The 17,016-nt window shown below is 74.3% G+C and carries 16 protein-coding genes and 1 riboswitch; of the genes, 10 read left to right on the top strand and 6 right to left on the bottom strand.

The features are described from left to right. The first annotated feature begins 44 nt into the window (after nt 1–44). Nucleotides 45–605, top strand: a complete 561-nt coding sequence (locus tag FHS39_RS10370) for a nucleopolyhedrovirus P10 family protein (RefSeq protein WP_343069474.1) — start codon at nt 45–47, stop codon at nt 603–605. A gap of 65 nt (nt 606–670) precedes the next feature. Here FHS39_RS10370 and FHS39_RS10365 read toward each other — a convergent pair whose 3' ends face one another. The 3 genes from FHS39_RS10365 to FHS39_RS10355 all read right to left on the bottom strand — a co-directional run bounded on the left by FHS39_RS10365 (nt 671) and on the right by FHS39_RS10355 (nt 3,770). Continuing rightward, nucleotides 671–1,468 carry an enoyl-CoA hydratase/isomerase family protein gene (locus tag FHS39_RS10365; RefSeq protein WP_184348579.1) on the bottom strand — a complete coding sequence of 266 codons (798 nt, stop codon included), beginning with the start codon at nt 1,466–1,468 and terminating at the stop codon, nt 671–673. 124 nt (nt 1,469–1,592) lie between these two features. After that, nucleotides 1,593–1,814 (bottom strand): helix-turn-helix domain-containing protein, encoded by a 222-nt coding sequence (locus FHS39_RS10360; RefSeq protein WP_030366669.1) that lies wholly within the window; start codon nt 1,812–1,814, stop codon nt 1,593–1,595. 357 nt (nt 1,815–2,171) lie between these two features. Further along, nucleotides 2,172–3,770 carry an ATP-binding cassette domain-containing protein gene (locus FHS39_RS10355; RefSeq protein WP_184348577.1) on the bottom strand — a complete coding sequence of 533 codons (1,599 nt, stop codon included), beginning with the start codon at nt 3,768–3,770 and terminating at the stop codon, nt 2,172–2,174. 223 nt (nt 3,771–3,993) lie between these two features. Between FHS39_RS10355 and FHS39_RS10350 the strand changes: the two genes are divergently transcribed. Then, nucleotides 3,994–4,428, top strand: a complete 435-nt coding sequence (locus FHS39_RS10350; protein WP_184348575.1) for a VOC family protein — start codon at nt 3,994–3,996, stop codon at nt 4,426–4,428. A gap of 19 nt (nt 4,429–4,447) precedes the next feature. Here the strand turns inward: FHS39_RS10350 and FHS39_RS10345 are convergent, their stop codons facing one another. From FHS39_RS10345 to FHS39_RS10335, 3 genes are all read right to left on the bottom strand, one after another. Continuing rightward, on the bottom strand, nt 4,448–5,860 hold the full coding sequence (locus tag FHS39_RS10345) for a hypothetical protein (RefSeq protein WP_184348573.1): 1,413 nt from the start codon (nt 5,858–5,860) through the stop codon (nt 4,448–4,450). A gap of 122 nt (nt 5,861–5,982) precedes the next feature. Beyond that, on the bottom strand, nt 5,983–7,107 hold the full coding sequence (locus FHS39_RS10340; protein WP_184348571.1) for an alpha/beta hydrolase: 1,125 nt from the start codon (nt 7,105–7,107) through the stop codon (nt 5,983–5,985). 61 nt (nt 7,108–7,168) lie between these two features. Next, the gene (locus FHS39_RS10335; protein WP_246470098.1) at nt 7,169–7,804 is read right to left on the bottom strand and encodes a class II aldolase/adducin family protein; all 636 of its coding nucleotides are present in this window, start codon (nt 7,802–7,804) and stop codon (nt 7,169–7,171) included. Nucleotides 7,805–7,967: 163 nt separating this feature from the next. Between FHS39_RS10335 and FHS39_RS10330 the strand changes: the two genes are divergently transcribed. The 8 genes from FHS39_RS10330 (at nt 7,968) to FHS39_RS10295 (ending at nt 17,013) form a co-directional block, all read left to right on the top strand. Further along, nucleotides 7,968–9,200 (top strand): inorganic phosphate transporter, encoded by a 1,233-nt coding sequence (locus FHS39_RS10330; RefSeq protein ID WP_184348568.1) that lies wholly within the window; start codon nt 7,968–7,970, stop codon nt 9,198–9,200. Between the two features lie 13 nt (nt 9,201–9,213). Continuing rightward, on the top strand, nt 9,214–9,456 hold the full coding sequence (locus FHS39_RS10325; protein ID WP_184348566.1) for a hypothetical protein: 243 nt from the start codon (nt 9,214–9,216) through the stop codon (nt 9,454–9,456). 140 nt (nt 9,457–9,596) lie between these two features. Next, nucleotides 9,597–9,730, top strand: a riboswitch (cobalamin riboswitch). 140 nt (nt 9,731–9,870) lie between these two features. Continuing rightward, entirely contained in the window at nt 9,871–10,848 is a 978-nt protein-coding gene (locus tag FHS39_RS10320) for a cobalamin biosynthesis protein (RefSeq protein ID WP_184348564.1), read from the top strand. Nucleotides 10,849–10,877: 29 nt separating this feature from the next. After that, entirely contained in the window at nt 10,878–12,386 is a 1,509-nt protein-coding gene (locus tag FHS39_RS10315) for a cobyric acid synthase (protein WP_184348870.1), read from the top strand. A 166-nt stretch (nt 12,387–12,552) separates the two neighbouring features. Next, the gene (locus tag FHS39_RS10310) at nt 12,553–14,637 is read left to right on the top strand and encodes a putative cobaltochelatase (RefSeq protein ID WP_184348562.1); all 2,085 of its coding nucleotides are present in this window, start codon (nt 12,553–12,555) and stop codon (nt 14,635–14,637) included. Further along, entirely contained in the window at nt 14,637–15,236 is a 600-nt protein-coding gene (gene cobO, locus FHS39_RS10305) for a cob(I)yrinic acid a,c-diamide adenosyltransferase (protein WP_184348560.1), read from the top strand. The genes FHS39_RS10310 and cobO overlap by 1 nt, the downstream gene beginning before the upstream one ends. After that, nucleotides 15,233–16,636: a cobyrinic acid a,c-diamide synthase CobB gene (locus FHS39_RS10300; RefSeq protein WP_184348558.1), complete on the top strand. Its 1,404-nt coding sequence runs from the start codon at nt 15,233–15,235 to the stop codon at nt 16,634–16,636. Before cobO ends, FHS39_RS10300 begins: the two co-directional genes overlap by 4 nt. Then, entirely contained in the window at nt 16,633–17,013 is a 381-nt protein-coding gene (locus FHS39_RS10295; protein WP_184348876.1) for a cobalamin biosynthesis protein, read from the top strand. Before FHS39_RS10300 ends, FHS39_RS10295 begins: the two co-directional genes overlap by 4 nt. Nucleotides 17,014–17,016: the final 3 nt, after the last annotated feature.

Below are 17,016 nucleotides of genomic sequence, written 5' to 3'. Positions count from 1 at the left end.
CGGCGTTACGGGCCGCCGCCGCCCGGATGGGGCAGGCTGGGCATGTGGCGGCTGAAGACCAGGACCGATGGGCAGAGGCGGTACGGCGGCAGCTGGCGGCGGGGCGGGTGCTCCTGCTCGGCGGCCCGTCCGACGAGGGTCTGTGGATCACGGAGGCGGCGGTCGCGGCGGCGCTGCGGCGGTCCGCTTCCGCGGCCGGGCTGGGCGTACGCCTCGGGGACGTGCGGATCGTCGAGACCGGGCACATCGAGGCCGGGTTCGCGGCACCGCCCGGTCCGCCCCTGCGGGAGCTCGCGGAGCGGCTCCGGGGCGTGCTGTGGGAGACGGCCGAGGGGGTGGGACTGAGGGTGTCCGGGGTGGATCTGCAGGTGACGGAGCTGCTGGACGCGCGGGCACCGGGGGTGGCGGCGGGGGACGCTCCGATTCCGGGCCCGCCGCCCGCCGGCCTCCCCGTGCCGGGGGTGGCCGAGGTGGCCACGGTGCTGGGCGGGCGGTATGCGGGCTGGAAGCAGATCGCCGTCGCGGCGGGTCACCGGGCGGTGGACGTGGCGCGGGCGGTGCGCGCGGCGACGTCGATGGACGTGCTGGTCACCGAGGCGGGCTGATCCGGCGAGCTCACCGGGCGGACCGAATCGAGCCCGCCCGGTGAGATCAAGGGGACAGGGCCCGGCTACTCCCCGAGCCCCGCCAGATCCCGCAAGCGCCGCGCCTGCGCCGCGCGCTCGGCGATGCGCTGCTCCTCGTACGTACGCTCCACTGCACCCCGCAGCAGCGCCTTCGTCTCCACGACGGCATCGCGCGGCGCGGCCAGCAGCGCCGCCGTCAAGTCCTCGACCGCCGCGCCCAGTTCCGCCGCGGGAACGACCAGGTTGGCCAGGCCCACCCGCTCGGCCTCCTCGGCGCCGACGAACCGGCCCGTGGCGCAGATTTCCAGGGCGCGGGCGTAGCCCACGAGCGAGACCAGGGGGTGGGTGCCACCCAGGTCCGGCACCAGGCCCAGGCTGGTCTCGCGCATCGCGAACTGCGCGTCGTCCGCGCACACGCGCACGTCGCAACCGAGCGCGAGCTGGAAGCCCGCACCGATCGCATGGCCCTGGACGGCGGCTATGGAGACGATGTCGTTCCGCCGCCACCAGGTGAAAGCCTCCTGGTAGGTGGCGATTTCGGCATCGAGCGCCTCGTCGGAGCCGCGCGCCAGGTCCAGGAACGACGGCTCGCCGTCGAAGCCCTCGGGCGTGAACGCCTGCCGGTCGAGGCCCGCGGAGAAGGACTTGCCCTCGCCGCGCAGCACCACCACCCGCACGCTGCCCGGAAGCAGCCGCCCCGCCTCGGTCAGCGCCCGCCACAGCGCGGGCGACTGCGCGTTGCGCTTGGCGGGGTTGGTGAGCGTGACGGTGGCGACGGCATCCGCGTGATCGACGGTGAGCTGTACGCCGTCCTGGTCGAGCAGGGTCTTGCCGGCAGTCATGGGGGCCTCCGAATGGCCGCAGTCACTTTGGTTAACTGCACAGTAACCACCCGGACGGCCGGTCGGCCGACCGGGTGGTTACCGCCCACACTGCTTGCGTTCCTTAGCTCCTCGGAGCGCGGCGTCAGGCCGAGGCGGCCTTCTTGCCGCGCGTCGCTCCGCCGCGACCTCGCAGGATCACGCCGGATTCGCTGAGCATCCGGTGGACGAAGCCGTAGGAGCGACCGGTCTCTTCGGCCAGCGCCCTGATGCTCGCACCGGAGTCGTACTTCTTCTTCAGGTCTGCCGCGAGCTTTTCGCGCGCGGCGCCGGTCACCCGGCTGCCCTTCTTCAGAGTCTCGGCCACCCGTGCCTCCTCATGGGAGATGCGCCTCTTGACTCTCATGATCACCCCTAGGCGGCCTCCTGGCCACCCATTCGGCAAGGTCCATGGGAAGTCCGAGGGAAGAAGGCACCGCGTTTTCCGGCCGCGGCACCGCCCGGAACAGCGGAATCCATCCGATCAAGCTCGTACGGCCGTACGGGTGGCGCGGCGAAGGAGCAGGTCAGGCGGGGCCCCGTCACGCGCGGCGCGAACGGCGCCCCGCATCCCGTACAGCGCGTGCGCCGGGGCACTCGGCGGCTCGGCGGTACGAGCCCTCCTCACTCAGATGATGGATCACCCGTCGGCCGAATGATCGGGACGACACTGATCAAGAGCCGGTCAGGCCAGCGCGACCAGGTCCGCGTAGTCCGGGCCCCACAGGTCCTCGACGCCGTCGGGCAGCAGGATGATGCGCTCGGGCTCGAGGGCCTCCACCGCGCCCTCGTCGTGGGTGACCAGCACGACCGCGCCCTTGTAGGTGCGCAGCGCGCCCAGGATCTCCTCGCGGCTGGCCGGGTCCAGGTTGTTGGTGGGCTCGTCGAGCAGCAGCACGTTGGCGGACGAGACGACGAGGGTGGCCAGCGCCAGCCGGGTCTTCTCGCCACCGGACAGCACGCCCGCCGGCTTGTCCACGTCGTCGCCGGAGAAGAGGAACGATCCGAGCGTCTTGCGGACCTCGACCAGGTCCAGGTCGGGGGCGGAGGAGCGCATGTTCTCCAGGACCGTGCGGTCCGGGTCGAGCGTCTCGTGCTCCTGGGCGTAGTAGCCGAGCTTGAGGCCGTGGCCGGGGGTGACCTGGCCGGTGTCGGGCTTCTCCGAGCCCGCGAGCAGGCGCAGCAGCGTGGTCTTGCCCGCGCCGTTGAGGCCCAGGATGACCACGCGCGAGCCCTTGTCGATGGCCAGGTCGACGTCGGTGAAGATCTCCAGCGAGCCGTAGGACTTCGAGAGGCCCTCGGCCGTCAGCGGGGTCTTGCCGCAGGGCGCGGGCTCGGGGAAGCGCAGCTTGGCGACCTTGTCGGAGACGCGCTCGGCCTCCAGGCCGGACAGCAGCTTCTCGGCGCGGCGGGCCATGTTCTGCGCGGCGACGGTCTTGGTGGCCTTGGCGCGCATCTTGTCGGCCTGCGAATTGAGGGCCGCGGCCTTCTTCTCGGCGTTCTGCCGCTCGCGCTTGCGGCGCTTCTCGTCGGCCTCGCGCTGCTGCTGGTAGAGCTTCCAGCCCATGTTGTAGACGTCGATGGTCGAGCGGTTGGCGTCGAGGTAGAAGACCTTGTTGACGACGGTCTCGACGAGGTCGACGTCGTGGGAGATCACGATGAAGCCGCCGCGGTAGGTCTTGAGGTAGTCCCGCAGCCAGACGATGGAGTCGGCGTCGAGGTGGTTGGTGGGCTCGTCCAGGAGGAGCGTGTCGGCGTCCGAGAAGAGGATCCGGGCCAGCTCGACGCGGCGGCGCTGGCCGCCGGAGAGGGTGTGCAGCGGCTGGGTCAGGATGCGGTCGGGCAGGCCGAGACTGGCGGCGATGGTCGCGGCCTCCGCCTCGGCGGCGTAACCGCCCTTGGTCAGGAACTCCGTCTCCAGGCGCTCGTACTTCTTCATCGCCTTGTCGCGAGTGGCGCCCTGGCCGTTCGCCATCCGGTCCTCGTTCTCGCGCATCTTGCGGAGCACGGAGTCCAGGCCGCGGGCGGACAGGATGCGGTCGCGGGCGAGCACGTCGAGGTCGCCGGTGCGGGGGTCCTGCGGGAGGTAGCCGACCTCGCCGGAGCGGGCGATGGTGCCGCCGGCGGGGATGCCCTCGCCGGCGAGGCACTTGGTGAGGGTGGTCTTGCCGGCGCCGTTGCGGCCGACGAGGCCGACGCGGTCGCCCTTGGCGATGCGGAAGGTGGCGGACTCGATGAGGACGCGTGCGCCGGCGCGCAGCTCGATGCCGGAGGCGGTGATCACGGGGTGCTACTCCTGGGCAGGGTGGACGGCGATGGACGGACTGAGGTCGCTATGACGCCGTCTAATGCACGAGGAGAAATGCCATGCGGACCAGTCTAACGGGGGTGTGCAAGCAGATTTCCCGACCGCGGCGGCGGGGCCGGGCGGTGGGAAAGGCGTGCCGGGGGTGATTCGCGGATACTCGGGGCGACACGTTCCGCCGGCACCACGAGGAGTGAGCGTCATGACGGACACCTCCACCGCCACCCCCACCGCTGCGCCGACGATCTGCCCGGCGCTGCTGTACGACGACGCGAAGGCCGCGATGCGGCAGCTGACCGAGGCCTTCGGCTTCACCCGGACCGCGCTCTACGAGAGCGAGGAGGGGGTGGTGCTGCACGCCGAGCTGGTCTACGGAAACGGTCTGGTGATGCTCGGCTCCAGGGGCCGGGGCGGGGTCTTCGACGACGCGATGTCCGAGGCGGGGCCGAGCGGGGTGTACGTGGTCGTCGAGGACGCGGACGCGCATCACGCACGGGCCGCGGAACACGGCGTGGAGGTGCTGTCCACGCCGGTGGACCGGCCCTACGGGTCCCGGGACTACATGGCCCGGGACCTGGAGGGCAACATCTGGACGTTCGGCACGTACGCCCCGCAGGGCCCCGAGGCGGCGGGCTGAGGTCCGTCCGGGAGCCGGTCTACGCCCCGCCGCGGTGCACCTGGAACGCGGCGCGGCGCACCGCCTTGGCCAGGGCCGGGTCCGGGTGCGCCGCGGCCAGCGCGACCAGGACCTGCACGGTGCGGGGATGGCCCACGGCCCGCACCTCCTCCAGCAGGCGGGGCACGGTGCCCTGGACGGCCGAGTCCAGGTGCCGCACCAGCAGCCGGCTCTCGCCGTGGTCGGCGACGGCCGCCGCCGTGTCGACCCACAGCCACGTGGCCTCCTCGCGGGTGAGCACCTCGGTGGCCTCCTCGGGGTCGCAGCCCTCGTGCTCGGCGATCCACAGCAGCGCGTAGGGGCGCAGGCAGTCCTCCTCGACGGCGCCGCGCACGGCGGGCTCGGCGGGGGCGCCGACGGCCCGCAGCGCTTCGAAGGCCAGGCCGCGGACCATGGCGTCGTCGCCGCGGGCGGCGTCGAGGAGCTCGTCGACGGCGCTGCGCACGGGCCGGGCGGCCAGCCAGGCCCGGTATTCGGCGCGGGCCGGGCCGGGGGTGAGGTCGGCGCAGCCGCGGAGCATGGCCTCGGCGGACAGCTCGATGTGGCCGGCCGGGCTCTGGGCGGCCACACAGATCTGTTCGAGCTTGACCCACACCGCCCAGTTGCCCAGCGGGGTGAGGACGGCCTCCGCCCGGGGGCCGGCGCCGCCGCGCATGACGAGGGCCCCCACCGAGGCGAGCCCGGCGAGCGCCCAGTCGAGCAGGGCGGCCAGCGGCTCGCCTCCGGCGGGCGGGGCGGGGGGCTGCGGCAGGGCGAGGTCGTCGCAGGGGATCTCGCAGCGCTCGGCGCGGATCTCGGCGACGCGCTGCTGGAGCAGGTCGAGCAGCATGGCCACGGAGACCGGGCCGGCCGACAGGTGCATGACGGACAGCAGTTGCGGTGCGGCCTCGACGACCTCGGCGGCGATCGTGGCGTCGGTGCCGGCGGGCTCGGGGTGGGCCAGGGACCAGGCGTCGAAGAGGGCGACCCAGCCGCGCAGGACGGCGCTGTCGTCGCGGTCCCAGGCCTGCAGGCGCCAGCCGGGGCGGGCGCTGCCGCCGTGCAGTTCGAGGAGTCCGGCGAGCCGTGCCCGGTCCCAGTCGCAGCGCACCTGTCCGGCCGTCAGTCCCAGGGCGGCGGCGGCCCGCTCGGCCGTGGCGTCGCACAGTCCCCCTTCGGCCCCGGGCCGCAGGGTGGCGCCGCGGCCGCACTCCTCGGCCGCCCAGCGGGCCAGCCGGACCGCGCCGGTGAGCCCGGCTCTTGCCTGCCGGGCGAGTTCGGGCCGGGCCGGCGTGCCTGCGGGCGGGCGGGGCGCCGGGCGCGAGGCCCGGCCCGCCACGGCCCGGCGGGCGGCGGCGATCGGCTGTCGGGGGACGAGTCTGAGCCGGGAGTCGCGCGGAGTACGGGACGTCACAGGAGCAGTCTTGCCGTTCACGCTCCGAAAACCCAATCGGAATCAACTATCCGCTCGCCGGGGGCTCGTTGCGGGAGGTCACGAAGCCCCGGGCCGGGCCCGGTTCGGGCCGGACGGGCGGGCTACATCAGCGGTATGAGGAACCGTCGGAGCGCTTCTTCGTAGCGTTGCGGGTCCGCGTTCCAGGAACCTGCGTGCCCGGCGCCGCGGACCGTGCGCAGGGTGAACAGGGCCGGCTTGCGCGCGGCGAGTTCGCGGGAGCGTTCCGGGGGTGCGAGGGGGTCCTCGGTGCCGTGCACGATCAGCGCCGGTACGGACAGCCGGGCGGGGTCGGCGGCGGCCAGCAGGGCGTCGGGGGTGAGTCCGGTGCGGCCCTCGGCGGCGCGGACGGCGAGCGGTATCAGGGCGGCGGGGGCGCGGTGCCCGGCGAGGGCGCGCAGCGCGGCGGGCCAGTCGAGGACCGGGGAGTCCAGGACGACTCCGGCGATGCGGTCGCCGTGTGCGCCGTTCACGGCGGCGAGGAGCGCCATGGTGGCGCCGGTCGACCAGCCGTGCAGCACCACGCGGCGTGCGCCCCGGCGCACGGCGTAGTCGACGGCCGCATCGAGATCGCGCCATTCGTGGGCGCCGAGGTGGCTGATTCCGTGCGGCGTCCCGGGTGCTCCGGGGTCGTTCCGGTAGGCCGGGGCGAGCACGGGGAGCCGCAGGCCGTGCAGGAAGGGCAGGACGTTCATGGGGTGCTCGCGGGTGGTGCCCAGCCCGTGCACGGTAATGACCCAGGTGTCGCGGGCGGCGGGCACGAACCAGGCGGGCAGCGCTCCGAGCTCGCCGGGCACTTCGACGTCGGTGTGGTCCAGGCCGAGGGCGTCGCGCGGGTTGCCGATGTGCACCTGCGGGGTGAGCCAGACCCGCCGGCCGGGGGCCGGGCTGCCGTGGGTGACGCGCTCGATCCGCCGCACGACGCAGTCGTAGGGGTGCGAGACGTCGGCGACGACGGGTCCGACGACGGCGTGCAGGCCCTTGCCGACCAGTCCGTAGGTGCCGGGGAGCAGCGTGGCCGGGGTGCGGGTGAGGGTGATCCTGGCGGCGTCGGCGTCGTGCACGGTCACGGCGTGCTCGCCCGGCAGCGGGCGGTCCGGCCTGGTTTTGAGGACGGCGTCGGCGGCGTACCGCCCGGCCGCCACCGCGGCCGCTCCGGCAACTGTCACGCTCGTGGCGGCCACGGCCGCCGCTCTGCCCAGGGCCATCGCTTCCAGTGTGGGCACAAGCGGCGGCAGGGGCCAGCGGGCAGGACTCAGGAGCCAGGGCTCAAGGGGTCTGGCCGTAGCCGCGGAGCTTGTCGGCGGCCTCCGTGAGCCGGGCGGGGGGAAGGAGGGAGGGGGTGTGGCCGGGGACGGCCGAGGCCGTGAGCCAGACCCGGCACATCCACTCCAGCTGGGCGGTGCGGTCGTAGGCCTGGTCGAGGGTGGCGCCGTGGGTGAGGGTGCCGTGGTTCTGCAGGAGGCAGCCGGTGCGGCCGTCGAGGGCGCGCAGGACGCCCTCGGCCAGTTCGTCGGAGCCGTAGAGGGCGTAGGGGGCGACCCGGACGGGCCCGCCGAGGGCGGCGGTCATGTAGTGGATCGGGGGCACCTCCGTGACCAGGGTGGAGACGGCGGTGGCATGGACGGCGTGGGTGTGGACGATCGCCGCGGCGTCGGTGGTGCGGTAGACGGCGAGGTGCATGGGCAGCTCGCTGGTGGGGGCCAGTTCGCCGATGACCCGGCGGCCGTCGAGGGTGACGCCCACGGCGTCCTCGGGGCCCAGCCGGTCGTAGGGGACGCCGCTGGGCGTGACAAGGACCACGTCGCCGACCCTGGCGGAGACGTTGCCGGAGGTGCCGACGACCAGCCCGTCGGCGGTGCTGCGGCGGGCAGTGCCGACCACGTCCGCCCAGGTCTGCTCCATCCGCTCACGTACGTCCTCGGATATCCCGGCCGCCTTCGCGTACTGCCTCATCGCCACCCGCCTCCGGTTCGCGTCATCACTCGGTCCGACCCAGTTCACCTTCCGTTCACCCAGGCTCCCTACGGTCGCCGCGTACTGACCATCGAGCTGATTGCCTGGGTGAATGGAACACATCACGCTTCTCATCGGGATCGTGATCGTCACGGCCTTGGTGTTCGACTTTACGAACGGCTTCCACGACACGGCCAATGCCATGGCCACCACCATCTCGACCGGGGCCCTCAGGCCCAAGACCGCGGTGGCCATGTCGGCTGTGCTGAACCTCGTCGGCGCATTCCTCTCCGTCGAGGTCGCCAAGACCATTTCCGGCGGCATCATCGACGAAAAGGCCGGCATCCGACCCGAAGTGATCTTCGCGGGTCTGGTCGGCGCGATCGTCTGGAACCTGCTGACCTGGCTGGCGGGCCTGCCCTCCAGCTCCTCGCACGCCCTCTTCGGCGGCCTGATCGGCGCGACGCTGGTCTCGGTCGGTACCGGAGGCGTCCACGGCGACGCCATCGTCATGAAGGTCCTCATCCCGGCGGTCTGCGCCCCGATCGTGGCCGGCCTCGCTGCCATGGCCGCGACGCGCCTGACCTACCGGCTCTCCCGGGGCCGCGACGAGCAGGACACCGCCAAGGGCTACCGCGCCGGGCAGATCGCCTCGGCCGCCCTGGTCTCCCTCGCCCACGGCACCAACGACGCGCAGAAGACCATGGGCGTGATCACGCTGGCGCTGGTCACCGGCGGCGTCATCGCCCCGCACTCCGACCCGCCGCTGTGGGTCGTCGTCTCCGCGGGCCTGGCCATCGCGCTCGGCACGTACCTGGGCGGCTGGCGCATCATCCAGACGCTCGGCAAGGGTCTGACCGACATCAAGCCGGCGCAGGGCTTCGCCGCCCAGACCGGTGCGGCCACGGTCATCCTCGCCTCCTCGCACATCGGCTTCGCGCTCTCCACCACCCAGGTCTGCTCCGGCTCGATCATGGGCTCCGGCCTGGGCCGCAAGGGCGGCGTGGTGCGCTGGTCGACCGCCGGGCGCATGGTCATCGCCTGGTGCCTCACGCTCCCGGCCGCGGGCCTCGTCGCGGGCGGCGCGGCCTTCCTCGCCGACCAGGGCGACTGGGGCGTGGCCGCGGTCGCGGTGCTCGGCCTGGGCGTGTGCGGTGCCATCTGGGCCGCCTCCCGCCGCAAGCCGGTCACGCAGGACAACGTCAACGTGCCGGACGCCGAGCCCGCCGGTGTGGTGACCGCCGCCCTGCAGGCCGTCGCCCCGCCGCCCGCCGGCCCCCTGGCCGCCCCCACGGCCTCCGCGGCCCAGGCCGCCGCCCCCGCCCCCGCCGCGGCGACGAGCTAAGGAAACCCCCGCCATGCACATCAACTGGGAAGCCCTCGGCCAGGTCTTCGGCGTCAGCCTCGTGGTGACGGTCGCCCTCGTGGGCGTCTTCACCCTCGGCATCGTCGGCACCTCGCCCCGCAAGCAGCAGCAGCCGGACGGCACCGTGACCGCCGGCACGGTGCCCACGGCCCTCGGACGCACCGGCGCGTACGCCTGCTTCGCGCTGTGCGCGGCCGCGGTCGGCTACGGCATCTACCTGATCGTCGCCAAGTAGCACACCGCGCACGGAGCATCCGGCTCCCCGCGAAACATCCCCCATACCGCCCCCACGGCCCGGGAAGGCCGCAGGTCAACAGCGAGTTGACGGCCCTTCCCGGGCCGTGGTGGACTTCCGGAGCCAAACGGCGACAGCAGAGGAAGCCGGTGCGAGTCCGGCGCGGTCCCGCCACTGTCACCGGGGAGCGTGCCCCCAATCGGCACAGGCCACGGCCCGCGCAGTCGGCGGGCTGGAAGGCCGGGGGCGACGTCGATCCGGGAGCCAGGAGACTCTGGTCGCCGGTCACGTCGAGCCAGGGCGCGGACCCTGAGTGAGGACACATCACCATGCCCGGCTGCCGCCGACCACTGCCCCTTTCCCCGGGTTTCCCGGAGCATGCGTCCCGCCGAGGCGTGACGGCAGGCTGAGCCGATGCGTGCGAAGCGTGTCGATCACCTCGGTTTCGCGTGTGGCGCCGCCCTCGGCTACCTCGGCGACCTCGCGCTGGGCGACCCGCGCCGCGGGCACCCCGTCGCCGCCTTCGGGCGCGCCGCGGGCGCCGTCGAGCGCAGGCTGTGGCGCGACCACCGCGGCTCCGGCGCCCTGCACACCCTGCTGTGCGCGGGCGGCGCCGCCGCCGGGGCCGCCCTGCTGGCCCGTACCGCGCGCCCGTCCCGCACCGCCGGTGTCGCGCTGACCGCCGCCGCCACCTGGGCGGTGCTGGGCGGCACCTCGCTGGGCCGCGAGGCGCGGGCCGTGGGCGGGGCGCTGGCCGCGGGCGACCTGGACGTCGCCCGGGAGCGGCTGCCGCACCTGTGCGGGCGCGACCCGCAGGCACTGGACCACCAGCAGATCGCACGGGCCGTGGTGGAGTCCGTCGCCGAGAACACCTCCGACGCCGTGGTGGGCGCGCTGGTGTGGGGCGCGCTGGCCGGGGTGCCCGGCCTCGTGGGCTTCCGCGCCGTCAACACCCTGGACGCGATGGTCGGCCACAAGTCGCCGCGCCACCGGCGGTTCGGCTGGGCCTCGGCCCGGCTCGACGACGTCGTGGGCTGGCCCGGCGCCCGGCTGACCGCCGTCCTCGCCGTCCTCGCAGGGCCCGACCCGCGCCGCGCCTGGCGCGTGGCCCGGCGCGACGCCTCCCGGCACCCGAGCCCCAACGCTGGCCCGGTCGAGGCCGCCTTCGCCGGCGCCCTCGGCGTCCGCCTCGGCGGCACCCTCGCCTATGCGGGCCGCGTAGAGGAACGCCCCGTGCTGGGTGCGGAGCTGCGCCCGGTCGAGGTCGGGGACATCGAGCGCGCGGTGCGGCTCTCGCGCCGTGTTTCGCTGCTCGCGCTGGGCACCGCGCTGGCGGGCCGCGCAGTGGGCAGCCTGTTGGGCAAGAGCATCGCGACAAGGAGGAGCCGGTGACGACCGACGGGAGCGGGCGAGGGGGCCCGCTGGGCGGGGGCCTGCTGGTGGCCGGGACCACCTCGGACGCGGGCAAGAGCGTGGTGACCGCCGGCATCTGCCGCTGGCTGGTCCGCAAGGGCGTCAAGGTCGCGCCGTTCAAGGCGCAGAACATGTCGCTCAACTCCTATGTGACGCGCGAGGGCGCGGAGATAGGGCGCGCGCAGGCCATGCAGGCGGCGGCCGCCCGGGTGGAGCCGAGCGCGCTGATGAACCCGGTGCTGCTCAAGCCCGGCGGGGACCGCAGCAGCCAGGTGGTGCTGATGGGCAAGCCGGTGGGTGAACTCAGCGCCCGCGGCTACCACTCGGGGCGCCAGGAGCAGCTCTTCGGCACCGTGACCGAGTGCCTCGAGGAGCTGCGGCGCACCCACGACGCGGTGATCTGCGAGGGGGCCGGCAGCCCCGCCGAGATCAACCTGCGGCGGACCGACATCGTCAACATGGGCATCGCGCGGGCCGCCCGCCTGCCCGTCGTCGTGGTCGGCGACATCGACCGGGGCGGCGTCTTCGCGTCCTTCTTCGGCACGACCGCGCTGCTCTCCCGGGAGGACCAGGCGCTGATAGCGGGCTACCTGGTCAACAAGTTCCGCGGTGACGTGACGCTGCTGGAACCCGGCCTGGAGATGCTGCGCGGGCTCACCGGCCGCCCCACGGTGGGCGTCCTGCCGTTCGCGCACGGGCTCGGCATCGACGAGGAGGACGGTCTGCGGGTCTCCCTGCGGGGCACGGTGCGGGAGTCGGTGGTGGCCCCGCCGTACGGCTCGGACGTGCTGCGGGTGGCCGTCTGCGCGGTGCCGCTGATGTCCAACTTCACGGACGTGGACGCGCTGGCCGCCGAGCCGGGCGTGGTGGTGCGCTTCGTCGACCGCCCCGAGGAGCTGGCCGACGCGGATCTGGTGGTGGTGCCCGGCACCCGCGGCACGGTGCGCGCCCTGGCGTGGCTGCGCGAGCGCGGGCTTGCCGAGGCGCTGCGGCGCCGGGCGGCGGAGGGCCGGCCGGTGCTGGGCATCTGCGGCGGCTTCCAGGTGCTGGGCGAGCGCATCGACGACGAGGTGGAGTCCCGGGCCGGAGTGGTCGAGGGGCTCGGACTGCTGCCGGTGCGGGTGCGGTTCGCGGCGGAGAAGACCCTGGCCCGGCCCGTCGGCAAGGCCCTGGGCGAGCCCGTCGAGGGCTACGAGATCCACCACGGGGTGGCCGAAGTGCTGGGCGGGGACGAGCCGTTCCTCGACGGCTGCCGGACCGGCTCGGTGTGGGGCACGCACTGGCACGGCTCGCTGGAGAGCGACGGCTTCCGGCGGGCGTTCCTGCGCGAGGTGGCGCGCGCGGCCGGCAGGGCGTTCGTACCGGCGCCCGACACGTCCTTCGCCGCGCTGCGGGAGGAACAGCTGGACCGGCTGGGCGACCTGATCGAGGAGCACGCGGACACGGACGCGCTGCTGCGGCTCATCGAGGACGGGGTGCCGGCCGGCTTCCCGTTCATCCCGCCGGGGGCGCCGTGAGGATGAGTACCCCCGCATGCGCGGGGACCACAGCAGCGACTCCACCAAGTGGTCGCCAAGCAACGGAACACCCCCGCAGGAGCGGGGCCGACGGCCACACCATTGCACACAGCCCGGCTGCAGAAGCGCCTGCCCGAACCAATTGCCTCGAAAGGGGTACCAGCTGATGCCCTCGGCCCCCTACCCGCTCACCGCAATCGTCGGCATGGAGGACCTACGGCTCGCGTTGCTCCTCAACGCAGTGAGTCCCGCAGTGGGTGGCGTGCTCATCCGCGGCGAGAAAGGCACGGCGAAAAGCACCATGGTGCGTGCCCTGGCCACCGTCCTCCCGGACGTGCTGGTTGTCGCGGGGTGCCGGTTCAACTGTGACCCCTGCGCACCCGACCCGCAGTGCCCTGACGGCCCTCACCAGGCCGAAACCGGCACCGCACGGCCGACTCGAATGGTCGAACTTCCAGTCGGGGCCTCCGAGGACCGGCTGGTCGGCGCCCTCGACATCGAGCGAGCGCTGGCGGAGGGCGTTAAGGCGTTCGAACCTGGTCTGCTGGCCGACGCGCACCGGGGCGTGCTCTACGTCGACGAGGTCAACCTCCTCCACGACCACCTCGTGGACCTGCTCCTCGACGCCGCCGCCATGGGCGCCGCCCACGTCGAGCGCGAAGGCGTCTCCGTCCGGCACGCCTCCCGCTTCCTGCTCGTCGGCACCATGAACCCCGAAGAGGGCGAGCTGCGCCCGCAGTTGCTCGACCGGTTCGGGCTGACCGTCGAGGTCGCCGCCTCCCGGGACACCGAGGAGCGGGTGGAGGTCGTGCGCCGCCGGCTGGCCTACGACGAGGACCCGGCCGCGTTCGCCGCCAAGTGGGCCGCCGAGGAGGAGACGCTGCGCGAGCGGATCGCCGCCGCGCGGGCGCTGCTGCCCCACGTGCGGCTGGGCGACGGCGCGCTGCGCCGCATCGCCGCGGTGTGCGCCGAGTTCGAGGTGGACGGCATGCGCGCCGACATCGTGACCGCGCGCGCCGCGACGGCGCTGGCCGCCTGGGCGGGGCGCACGGACGTGACGGCCGAGGACGTACGGCAGGCGGCGCTGCTGTCGCTGCCGCACCGTCGGCGCCGGGCACCGTTCGACGCGCCCGGTCTGGACGAGGACAAACTCGACGAGATCCTCAGCCGGTTCGAGGACGACGAGCCGGAGCCCGAGCCCGACCCGGACCCGGAGCCGGAGGGCCCGGACGGCGGCCCCGGCGACGACGGTCCCGGCGGCGGGCAGCCCCCGCAAGGCGGGCCGGGCCCCGACACCGCTCCGGACGTGCCGCGGCAGCGGCAGGAGAAGTCCGCCCCCGACGGGCAGGGCTCCCCCGCCCCGCAGGAGGGCGCGGCCGAGACGGACGGCGCACCCGGCGGCGCGGCCGAGGCGCCCGCCGTCGCGGCGGCGCAGCCGTTCCGCACCCGCAAGTTCGACGTCCCCGGCCTCGGTGAGGGTGCCGACGGCCGCCGCTCCCGGGCGCGCACCGCGCACGGCCGTACGACGGGGGCGCGCCGCCCGCGGGGCGCCCTGTCGAAGCTGCACCTGGCGGCGACCGTGCAGGCCGCGGCGCCGCATCAGCGGGCGCGCGGCCGCTCGGGCGCCGGGCTGCTCGTCCGCCGGGACGATCTGCGGGAGTCGGTGCGCGAGGGCCGCGAGGGCAACCTCGTGCTGTTCGTCGTGGACGCCTCCGGGTCGATGGCGGCGCGCAAACGGATGGGCGCGGTCAAGGGCGCGGTGCTCTCACTGCTGCTCGACGCCTACCAGCGCCGGGACAAGGTCGGGCTGATCACCTTCCGGGGCACGGGCGCGGAGCTGGCGCTGCCGCCGACCTCGTCCGTGGACGCGGGCGCGGCGCGGCTGGAGAAGCTGCCGACGGGCGGCCGTACGCCGCTGGCGGCCGGGCTGCTGCAGGCGCACGAGGTGCTGCGTGTGGAGCGGCTGCGCGATCCGGCGCGGCGCCCGCTGCTGGTCGTGGTGACCGACGGGCGGGCCACCGGCGGCCCGGAGCCGCTGGTGCGGGCGCGCCGGGCGGCGGGGCTGCTGGCGGCCGACGGCACGGCGTCCGTGGTCGTGGACTGCGAGTCGGGGCCGGTGCGGCTCGGGCTGGCGGGCGAGCTGGGCCGGGCCCTCGGCGGACCGGTGGTCACGCTCGACGAGCTGCGCGCGGACAACGTCTCCGCGCTGGTACGTACCGTAAGGAACACTCACTCCAGGAGGGCCGCTTAATGCCCAAGGGACAGCCGACCGTCGTTCCCGAAGACGGTCTCACCACGCGCCAGCGCCGCAACCGGCCGCTGGTCTTCGTCCACACCGGCATCGGCAAGGGCAAGTCGACGGCCGCCTTCGGCCTGGCGCTGCGGGCGTGGAACCAGGGCTGGCCGATCGGGGTGTTCCAGTTCGTGAAGTCCGCGAAGTGGAAGGTCGGCGAGGAGAACGCGCTGCGCGTGCTGGGCGACTCGGGCGAGGGCGGCACGGTCGACTGGCACAAGATGGGCGAGGGCTGGTCCTGGATCCAGCGCGACAGCGAACTCAGCAACGAGGAGAAGGCGCGCGAGGGCTGGGAGCAGGTCAAGCGCGATCTGGCGGCCGAGCGGTACAAGCTGTACGTGCTCGACGAGTTCGCCTACCCGATGCACTGGGGCTGGGTGGACACCGACGAGGTGATCGAGGTGCTGCGCGACCGTCCCGGGACGCAGCACGTGGTGATCACCGGTCGCAACGCGCCGGAGAAGCTGGTGGAGTTCGCGGATCTGGTGACGGACATGTCGAAGGTGAAGCACCCGATGGACACGGGACAGAAGGGCCAGCGGGGAATCGAGTGGTGAGTACGCACGTCCCCCGGCTGGTCATCGCCGCGCCCTCCTCGGGCAGTGGGAAGACGACCGTCGCCACCGGGCTGATGCGGGTCTTCGCCGATGCGGGGCTCGCGGTGTCCCCGCACAAGGTGGGCCCGGACTACATCGATCCGGGCTACCACGCCCTGGCGACGGGCCGTCCCGGCCGCAACCTCGACGCGTACCTGTGCGGGCCCGAGCGGATCGCGCCGCTCTTCCTGCACGGTGCCGCGGGCTGTGATCTGGCGGTCGTCGAGGGCGTGATGGGCCTGTACGACGGCGCGAGCGGTCAGGGCGAGCTGGCGTCGACGGCGCACGTGGCGAAGCTGCTGAAGGCGCCGGTGGTGCTGGTCGTCGACGCGTCCTCGCAGTCGCGGTCGGTGGCCGCGCTGGTGCACGGCTTCGCGTCCTGGGACCCCGAGGTGCGGATCGGCGGAGTGATCCTCAACAAGGTCGGCTCGGACCGCCACGAGGTGCTGCTGCGCGAGGCGCTGGAGGAGTCGGGCGTCCCGGTACTCGGCGCCGTGCGGCGGGCCGGGCAGGTGCATACGCCGTCGCGCCACCTCGGTCTGGTGCCGGTCGCCGAACGACGGACGGACGCGGTCGACGCGGTGGCGGCCCAGGCGGCGCAGGTCCGGCAGGGGTGCGACCTGGAGGCCCTCATGGCCCTGGCCCGCACGGCACCCCCACTGGAGGGCCCGGCGTGGGACCCGGCCCCGCCCGGGTTGTGGGCAGGCGTTCCGCAGGGCGGAACAGGTGGGCACAACCCGACCACCGGGCCGCACCCGAACCGTCCCCCCACGATCGCCGTCGCCGGCGGACCGGCGTTCACGTTCTCGTACGCCGAACACACAGAACTCCTCACCGCCGCCGGCGCAGAAGTCGTCCCCTTCGACCCCCTCCGCGACGAGCAGCTCCCCGCCGAAACGGCCGGCATCGTCATAGGCGGCGGCTTCCCCGAGGTCTACGCCCCGGAGCTCTCCGCCAACGAGCCCCTGCGCAAGGCCGTCGCCGCCTTCGCCGCCTCGGGCGGCACCGTGGCGGCGGAGTGCGCGGGCCTGCTCTACCTCTGCCGTTCCCTGGACGGCAAGCCCATGTGCGACGTCCTCCCCGCGGACGCCCGGATGTCCGAGCGGCTGACGCTCGGCTACCGCGAGGCCGTGGCGATCGGCGACAACGTCCTCGCCCCCGCGGGCGCCCGGCTGCGCGGGCACGAGTTCCACCGCACGGTCGTCGAACCGGGCGCGGGCACCACGCCCGCCTGGGGCATGACGCACCCGGAACGCCGTGTGGAGGGCTTCGTCCAGGGCGGCGTGCACGCCTCGTACCTGCACGTCCACTGGGCGGGAGCCCCCGGCACGGCGGCCCGCTTCGTGGCGGGCCTGCGGTGAGGTCGCTCCACCTCGGCCTGGGTGCCCGCCGCGGCGTCCCGGCCGCCGAGGTGCTCGCCCTCGTACGGCAGGCCCTGGCCGAAGCGGGCGCGGGCGACGCCGCCGTCGTCACCCTGGCGACCGCCGAGGTCAAGGCCGGCGAGCCGGGCCTGCTGGCGGCCGCGGCCGCCCTGGGCGTGCCCCTGACCACGTACGGCGCCCACGAGCTCGCCGCCCAGGCGGTCCCGCATCCGGGCGAAGCCGCCCGCCGTGCCGTCGGCGCCCCCGGCGTCGCCGAGGCCGCCGCCCTGCTGGCCGCGGGGCCGGGCGCGGTGCTGCTCGTACCGAAGCGGAAGTCGCCGCGGGCCACCTGCGCGATTGCGCACCGACCCGGCTGAACG

The sequence above is a fragment of the Streptomyces olivoverticillatus genome, assembly GCF_014203555.1.
GTDB lineage: Bacteria > Actinomycetota > Actinomycetes > Streptomycetales > Streptomycetaceae > Streptomyces > Streptomyces olivoverticillatus.
The sequence above is the reverse complement of the archived record's forward strand: the minus strand, read 5'-3'. Positions and strand labels throughout refer to the sequence as shown.